Source organism: Mycobacterium sp., from assembly GCF_019243155.1.
Lineage (GTDB): Bacteria > Actinomycetota > Actinomycetes > Mycobacteriales > Mycobacteriaceae > Mycobacterium.
In genome coordinates this window covers 1-7,670 of the sequence record NZ_JAFAUS010000536.1, presented here as the reverse complement: position 1 = coordinate 7,670, position 7,670 = coordinate 1, and the positions used below count along the sequence as shown (strand labels likewise).

The following is a 7,670-nucleotide window of genomic DNA, read 5'->3' as shown; positions in this document are numbered from 1 at the left end:
GTGCCGGGGACGTTGATCAGCTGCACGTCCGGGCAGGAGGCGTCCTGGGACGCGGGCCGCGGCTTGTGCGGGTGGCTGGTCGTGGAGCTCGGCGGCAGGACACCGGGCGGCACCGCGCTGGGCGCCGACCCGCGGTTGCGCAGCAGCAGCACCGCGGCGGCGATGACCAGCAACACGACGGCGGCAACCGAGAGTGCAGCGATCCAGGCCAGGGTTCGGTGACGCTTACGAGTGCTTTTAGCCATGTTCTCCTGCTAGCAGAGCGGTAGGTCGCAGCGAGGCGGCCTGCGCGCGCTCTCCTGCACGCTCTACACGGTACCGGCTCTGCCGATTGACCCCTGGCGCCGCGAACCGCTAGCGATCGCGCTAGCCCAGTCGACCGCGACCCGCTGCGCCCGGCTCCGCCGCGCTTGCGATCGCGCTAGCGAATGGCGCCGACGATGTCCCCGGACATCGCACCCAGCTGCCCCGACCATGAGCCCCAGCCGTTGTCACCGCCGCCGGGGAAGTCGAAGTGACCGTTGTGTCCGCCGTTGCTGCGGTACTGCTGATAGAACTCGCGGGAACTGCCCATCGCCGCGCTCGCCTGGCCGATCATCGCGGCGTCGTCACCGCCCGCGTTCGTCGGGCTGTAGACCCAGACGCGGGTGTTGTTCTGCGCCAGCAGGGACGCATGGACGTAGGGGTCATGCCATTTCCACCGCCCCAGCTGCGGGGCGCCCCACATGCCGTTGCCGTCCACGCCGCCGAACTGCTGCAGACCGGCCAGGATCGCGCCGTTGTAGTTGGTGCTCGACGGGTACAGGAACCCGGACAGCGATCCGGCGAAGCCGAAGCGGTCGGGGTGGAACGCGGCGAGCGCCATCGCGGCATAGCCACCCTGCGAGGCCCCCACGGCGGCATGCCCACCGGGCGCCAGGCCCTTGTTGGCGGCCAGCCAGTTCGGCAGCTCACCGGACAAGAAGGTGTCCCACTGCTTGCTGCCGTCCTGCTCCCAGTTGGTGTACATGCTGAAGGCGCCGCCGGCCGGAGCCACGACCGAGACGCCCTTGCCGGCCATCGTGTTCATCGCGTTGCCGGCGGTGACCCAGTTGCTCACGTCCGGGGCAGCGTTGAATGCGTCGAGCAGATACACGGCGTGCGGGCCGCCGGCCATGAACGCCACGGGGATGTCGCGGCCCATCGCGGCCGACGGGACCATCAGGCTTTCGAAACCGGCCGCCCTCGCCTTACCGGCGGAACCCGCCACCACGGTCGCGCCGATCAGTGCGACCGAGAGCGCGGCAACGCAAAACATCCGAAGAAGCGCTGACCAACCCCGAACGACCGTCATGTCCACCCTCCATCGCCTAGTCGCTGTAGGAGCACAGTAGCCAGGGCCGCATCGCATCCGCCCCGCAGGGTAGTGAAACAACTCACATCCTTGAGCAACGACGAGCGGCGGGAACCCCGAAGGGTCCCCGCCGCTCGTCGCGTGCTGTTAAGGGTTTAGGTGCCCTGGTTGGCCGGTTCAGCGGTGGCCGGGCCGGCGCCAGGCGTGGCGCCCAGCGTCGACTGCAGGTCAGGCTTCATAGCCTGCAGCTGCGCGCCCCAGTACGGCCAGTCGTGGGTGCCGTTGGCGTCGAAGTTGAACACCGCGTTGTGGCCCCCGGCGCCGTTGTAGGCGTCCTGGAACTTCAGGTTGCTGGTCCGCACGAAGCCCTCGAGGAACTTCGCGGGCAGGTTGTCCCCACCGAGGTCCGACGGCTTGCCGTTACCGCAGTACACCCAGATGCGGGTGTTGTTGGCGACCAGCTTGCCGACCTGCAGCGACGGGTCGTTGCGCTGCCACGCCGGGTCCTCCTTCGGGCCCCACATGTCCGCGGTCTTGTAACCGCCCGCGTCACCCATGGCCAGGCCGATCAGCGACGGCCCCATCCCCTGCGACGGGTCCAGCAGCGCCGACAGCGAGCCGGCGTAGACGAACTGGTTCGGGTGGTAGGCGGCCAGGATCAGGGCCGAGGAACCGGCCATCGACAGACCGACCGCCGCGTTCTGGGTCGACCGGACCTGCTTGTTGGCCGACAGGTACGCCGGCAGCTCGCTGGTCAGGAAGGTCTCCCACTTGTACGTGGTGCAGCCGGCCTTACCGCAGGCTGGCTTGTACCAGTCGGAGTAGAAGCTGGACTGCCCGCCGACCGGCATGACCGTGGCGATGCCCGACTGGTTGTACCACTCGAACGCCGGGGTGTTGATGTCCCAGCCGTTGAAGTCGTCCTGCGCACGCATACCGTCGAGCAGGTACAGCGCGGGTGCGTTGGCACCACCGCTTTGGAACTGAATCTTGATATCGCGGCCCATCGCTGCGGACGGAACCTGCAGGTATTCAACCGGCAAACCGGGGCGCGAGAAGGCCCCAGCGGTTGCCGAGCCCCCCACGGCACCAATCAGGCCCGAGAGCAGAGCCGCGGCAGCAGCCCCAACCACGAGCCGGCGTGGCATGGCTGCCACGGCGCCGCGAAACCTGTCGACTAGCGTCATCCTTGCTTCCTCATCCTTTCGGGCGCATCCCACTACCGGGCGCGTTCTCGATTAGGTCGAACTGCAGGCGCGAAACCCGATTGCACAGCTCCTGCTCGGGCCGTGCCGGCCCGCATCGTCGCGGTGCTAAGCGCAGCAGTGCTCGTGTAGTCAACCACACCTTTGGACGCCGGGTCGCATCGAGGCGATGCCACAAACGTTCGAGCGGCCCTCCTACCCAGGGGTTTTCGATTGCCCCCGGCGAACGAAATCAACGTGTTTTCGCATGTGCATGACGTGGATCACCGCTGGTGAGGCGTTAAATGTGATGTTGCTGTCAATGTTTCGCGATCGCCGGACTGTGATCCGTTCGATATACGTCGAAAAATCTTCTGCCGAGCCCTTACTCGGGAGGTGGCGGCGGCCGGCCTTGCGGGACCGGCAACCCGCACCTGGCCAGCTCGTACAGCGGAACGCGGTCGATGCGGTACGTGGTGAACTCGAACGAGTTCACCAGGTTGGAGAAGAACCGGTGCACGGTCATCGGTGCGCGCACCGAACTCAGCACCGCCTTGGTGTCGGGACACTGCAGCGCGGCCACCGCCTCGGCGACCCACTGCTCGCTCAAATAGCCCGGAATCCCCGGATACAACTTCACCCACGGGCCGTCGGCCACCACCCAGTCCGGGAAGAGGTTCTTGTCGTGGCCGATGCGGCCGTGCTTGAGCCGTTCGGTGTGTTGCGCCAGAGGATTCGCCAGTCCGATCTGGTCGAGCACCCTGACGTCGAGGCCGACGTTCATGCCGACCATGCCGAGGTTGGTGAAAAACACTGTGTGTTGCGGCTTTTGAGGCGGGCTCCCCGGCGCCGGTTGCAACATCGGCACCAGGTCCCACTGGGTGTAGTTGCCGGACGGCAGCAACAACGCCCCGTCGGGGGTGTTGTTCATCGCCACCAGGATGGCGGCCATCCGTGGATAGCCCAGATAGTCGGCGGCAGTCAGGGGGTGCGCGTTACCGGTGGCCTGGGCATAGAAGCGGCGCTCGTCGACGATTCCCGTGTAGGTGACGTGGGTGGCGTCGTCGCCCATGCCGGGTGAGTTCGCGGCCCACAGCGACCAGCCGGCCACCCCCAGCCAGAGCAGGCTGGCGGCGCCGGCCACCCAGTAGCCCGTTTCCCGCGAATAGTCCTGGCCGTCGGGGATGGCGACCGGAACGACGGCCACCGGGGCCACCAAGCAGAAGAGAGGGGCCAGCAGCACCCGCGCGTGCATGAAGTCGCCGCCTTGGCGAATCCAGTAGAACGCCTGCACCAGACCGCTGAAGACGACCCAGGCGACCACCGCCGCCGGGCTGTGGATCGCCCGGGCGAACCGGCCGTAGTTCGGCGCGAGCGCGGGACGCAGGAACGACGGCCGGCGACGCGCCAGCAGCAGCAGCACGCCCAGCGGCACCAGGAGCACCACCGGCACCCAGACCACGTAGGGCGCGTTGAAGTTCGACAGGTAGATCATGCCCTGCGACCACTTGTCCCCGGCCGCATCCTTGGCCAGCGCGGTCCCGGGTACCAGGAGGCCGTAGTAGCCCATCCGGAAGATCTGGTAGGCGACCGGCAGGAAACCGCCCGCGACCACGACCAGCACGCGGCGCCGCCACGTTCTGGCCACGATCAGCATCATGATCAGCGCCAGCCCGCCCATGAGCGCCAGGTCGGGCCGGACCAGGACGCTGAACCCGGCGACGAACGCCAGTGCGGCCGTGAACAGTTTGCTGTCCGGGCGGTTGCGGACCGGCTGCCCCCAGCAGACCATCATCCACCACAGCAGCCCCAGGTAGGCCAGCGTCAGGCCGGTCTCCAGGCCGGACGTGGCGAAGTCGCGCGCCGGCGGGAGCGCGACGTAGACCAGCGCCCCGGCCGGCAACATGATGGCCCGGCGGCCCCGCAGGCTGGGCGCATACAACCGCGCGGCGCCCAGCATGAGCAGCGCGACGCCCGCCACCGAAAGCGCCAAAGCCAGCGCCAGCGCGACGTATTCCATCCGCATTGGGCCGCCGACCCAGCTGCCCAGGTACATCAAATAGGTCCACGCCGTGGACGTGTTCGCCTCCACCCGCTCGCCCTGGTTGAACACCGGCCCGTTGCCGACCAGCAGGTTGCGCACCGTGCGCAGCACGATCAGCCCGTCGTCGGCGATCCAGCGCCGCTGCCAGGCACCCCACGCGAACAGCATCGCGACCACAGCCACGCTGATCCACAGGCTGACCCGGACCATGGGGGTGTACGGGAAAACCGGCCAACCTCGCCTGATGGCCGGTCGGCCACGCAACATCCGCGCCCGCAGGGCCTGCAGTTCGGGGCTAGCCGAAGGCAACGGCGGCACCCAGTGTTGCGATCCACACCACGAACAGCAGCTGCAGCACCCGGTCCCGCAAGGCGATGTCTTCGGGCTCACCGGCCAGCCCGCCGTCGACGTCCACCGCGTAGCGCAGGATCGCAATGGTGAACGGCACCATGGAAATCGAGAACCAGCCGGCCGCCCCGTGGTCGCGCTCGAAGGCCCACAGCCCGTAGCACATCATCACCGCGGTGGCCGACATCGTCCAGATGAAGCGCAGGTAGGTGCCCGTGTAGCTTTCCAGCGCCTTACGGATGGCCGCGCCGGTGCGCTCGGCCAGTTGCAGCTCGGCGTAGCGCTTGCCCGCCGCCATGAACAGCGAGCCGAACGCCATGATGAGCAGGAACCACTGCGAGAGCCGGGTATCGGTGGCGGCGCCGCCGGCGATCGCGCGCAGCAGGAATCCCGACGACACGATGCAGATGTCCATTACCGCTTGGTGTTTGAGCCCGAAGCAGTAGCCCAGCTGCACGGCGATGTAGACCACCATCACCACCGCGAGGTTCGGCGTCAGCCACCAGGCCAGCCCCACGGATGCCACCGCGAGCACCACGGACAGGGCGTAGGCGAGCCATTCGGGCACCACCCCCGCCGCGATCGGGCGGAACCGCTTGGTGGGGTGTTCGCGGTCGGCCTCGACGTCTCGGACGTCGTTGATCAGGTAGATCGCGGAGGCCGCCAGGCTGAACACCACGAAGGCCACCAGCACCTGGATGCCCAGTTGGCCGTAGTCGTAGCGGTGGCCGCGGCCCGCCGCGCTCAGCGGCGCGGCCAGCACCAATATGTTCTTCGTCCACTGCCGCGGCCGGATCGCCTTGACCACCCCGACAATCAGGTTGCCCGGCGGCCGGACCTCCACGTCCTCACTCATTCGGCCACACTCCTATGCTCGGCTGGCCGTTCACCAACAGCCGATTCTTAAGCTGGGCAACGACTTTCGCGACGACAACGCCGAGCGCAATGCCGCAGGCCACGTCGCTGGGGTAATGCACCCCGAGCACCATCCGCGACAGCGCCATCGGGGGAACCAGGAGTGCGGGCAGCGGAACGCCCGTGATCGGGCCCATCAGAAGGGCCGCTGCCGTGGTGGAGGTGGCGTGGGCGGACGGGAAGCTCAGCTGACTGGGCGTGCCGACGTTCACGACGACGGCGGGGTCATGCGGCCGCTTGCGCCGCACCACCCGCTTGACCACGACGGCGGCCGCGTGCGCGGCGAAGGCGCCGGCACCGGCCACCAGCCAGTCCCAGCGTCGCCTCGGCATCACCGCCGCCCCGATCAATGCGATCACCAGCCAGCCGAGGCTGTGCTCGCCGAAGTGAGACAGTCCACGCGCGGTGGCCAGCACACCGGGACGGCCGGCGATCGCCGACTGGACGGCCACCAGCGCGGCCACCTCGCCGGCCGGTGCGCCGGCGTCAGGCATGTTCAGTGGTTGGCAGCAACGCCGTCTCCCACTTCTGCTTGCTGGACAGCACGGGCAACGCGTCCCGATACACCTTGCGCATCTCGTCGAACCGGCCCAGCAACTGACGCTGACGGCGCAGCGAGGACAGCAGCAGCGTGAACATCTTGCGGCGGTCGCGCTGCCGGTAGACGACCCCGCAGCCATCAGCCGTCGTCACCGTTACCCCGTCGACCGTGCAGAGCCGGAACCAGCGCGCGTCCTGGGTCGGCACGTTGTACTCCGGGCGCAGGTGGGCGCTCGGGTCGGCCTTGGTCAGGTTGTGCGAAATCCCGCGGGCCAGCCGGTAGCTGATCGACAGCGGGTTGACCGGTGGCTTCATCGCCCTGGTCTTGTTCTGCGGCGCGGGCAGTTCGCTCGCCGCCGGCAGCACCACCGCGTCCGGGTATTCCTTGCGCAGGCGGTGCACTTCGGGCAGCGCGCTTTCCAGGATGGAGAAGATGTGCTCCGGACCGGCCAAAAAGTCGTCGATGGCCCTGTTCTGGATCGCTACCGTCGAATATTCAAGGCAGGCAAGGTGTTTCAGTGTCGCCTTGAGGTGGCTGCGGACCAATCCGGTGATGTCACCGTCCCAGTGCAGCGCCGCCACCACCAGCCGGTTGCGCAGGTGGAAGTAGGCCTGCCAATCGATCGCGTCGTCCTTATCGCTCCACGCCATGTGCCAGATTGCGGCGCCGGGCAGCGTGACCGTCGGATAGCCGTGTTCGCCTGCGCGCAGCCCGTATTCGGCGTCGTCCCATTTGATGAACAGGGGCAGCGGCTGGCCCATCTCCTCGGCGACCTGCCGCGGGATCATGCACGTCCACCAGCCGTTGAAGTCGACGTCGATGCGCCGGTGCAGCAGCTTGCTGCGCGCATTGTCGTCGTTGAGCGGGTATTCGGCGAAGTTGTGGTCGTACTCCGCGTGTGCGGCGGCGGTCCACATGAAGTTCGACGGGTTGACGACCTCGCCCATGATGTGCAGGTGCGACGGCTCCTGCAGGTTGAGCATCTGGCCGCCGATCAGCATCGGCGTCTTGGCGAAGCGGTGCATGGCCAGCACCCGCAGGATCGAGTCCGGTTCGATGCGGATGTCGTCGTCCATGAACAGGATCTGCTGGCAGTCCGGGGTGGCCAGCGCCTCGTACATGACGCGGGCGTAGCCGCCGGATCCGCCGAGGTTGGGCTGGTCGACGATCTGCAGCCGGCCGTCGAGGGCGGCCTCGGCCGCGGCGAACCCTGGCTCGTCGCGCACCTTCCGCGTGCCCTGGTCCGGGATGATCACCTGGGTGACGGCGGCGAGCACCAGGGGGTCTTCGCCGATCGCGGTGAGC

6 protein-coding genes and 1 pseudogene are annotated in these 7,670 nt (G+C 67.9%); all 7 read right to left on the bottom strand.

The window, feature by feature from the left end:
- Positions 1–245: pseudogene (locus JOZ00_RS27270) on the bottom strand (cutinase); the annotation flags it as partial.
- 176 nt (positions 246–421) lie between these two features.
- A complete protein-coding gene (locus tag JOZ00_RS27265; RefSeq protein ID WP_293350903.1) occupies positions 422–1,333 on the bottom strand; it encodes an alpha/beta hydrolase family protein in 912 nt (303 codons plus the stop codon).
- Positions 1,334–1,488: 155 nt separating this feature from the next.
- Positions 1,489–2,520 (bottom strand): diacylglycerol acyltransferase/mycolyltransferase Ag85A, encoded by a 1,032-nt coding sequence (gene ag85A, locus JOZ00_RS27260; protein ID WP_293350900.1) that lies wholly within the window; start codon positions 2,518–2,520, stop codon positions 1,489–1,491.
- Positions 2,521–2,902: 382 nt separating this feature from the next.
- A complete protein-coding gene (gene aftB / locus JOZ00_RS27255) occupies positions 2,903–4,870 on the bottom strand; it encodes a terminal beta-(1->2)-arabinofuranosyltransferase (protein ID WP_293350897.1) in 1,968 nt (655 codons plus the stop codon).
- A complete protein-coding gene (locus JOZ00_RS27250; protein WP_293350894.1) occupies positions 4,857–5,765 on the bottom strand; it encodes a decaprenyl-phosphate phosphoribosyltransferase in 909 nt (302 codons plus the stop codon). The genes aftB and JOZ00_RS27250 overlap by 14 nt, the downstream gene beginning before the upstream one ends.
- On the bottom strand, positions 5,758–6,318 hold the full coding sequence (locus tag JOZ00_RS27245) for a phosphatase PAP2 family protein (protein WP_293350891.1): 561 nt from the start codon (positions 6,316–6,318) through the stop codon (positions 5,758–5,760). The genes JOZ00_RS27250 and JOZ00_RS27245 overlap by 8 nt, the downstream gene beginning before the upstream one ends.
- The coding region (locus tag JOZ00_RS27240; protein WP_293350888.1) for a glycosyltransferase at positions 6,311–7,670 on the bottom strand (1,360 nt) is incomplete at its 5' end. The genes JOZ00_RS27245 and JOZ00_RS27240, both read right to left, overlap by 8 nt.